This window comes from Tritonibacter sp. SIMBA_163 (genome assembly GCF_046535935.1).
GTDB classification, from domain to species: Bacteria; Pseudomonadota; Alphaproteobacteria; order Rhodobacterales; family Rhodobacteraceae; genus Epibacterium; species Epibacterium scottomollicae.
In genome coordinates this window covers 1-255 of the sequence record NZ_JAWJBP010000819.1, presented here as the reverse complement: position 1 = coordinate 255, position 255 = coordinate 1, and the positions used below count along the sequence as shown (strand labels likewise).

1 protein-coding gene is annotated in these 255 nt (G+C 47.8%); it reads left to right on the top strand.

Translation table 11 applies throughout. The features are described from left to right. A partial coding sequence (locus R0J92_RS24605) for a GNAT family N-acetyltransferase (protein ID WP_411053613.1) occupies positions 1-255 on the top strand: 255 nt, incomplete at both ends.

Genomic DNA, 255 nt, shown 5'->3' with positions numbered 1-255 from the left:
CTCGAAGGCAAACAATTCCTGCTCAATGCAAAATTCGAGGGCCAGACCATTTCTTCCGCGTTGATCGTCCATCACGGCGATTATATGCATTACCATTTGGTCGCCAATGATCCTGCACATTTTCGTTGTGCCGGGAATTCACTGATCATGGCAGAAGCGTGCCGTTATGGTAAAGCACATGGTTTTTCACAACTCCATTTAGGCGGTGCCACAAACGATGCCTTATACCGCTTCAAACGGCGGTTCACTAAAACC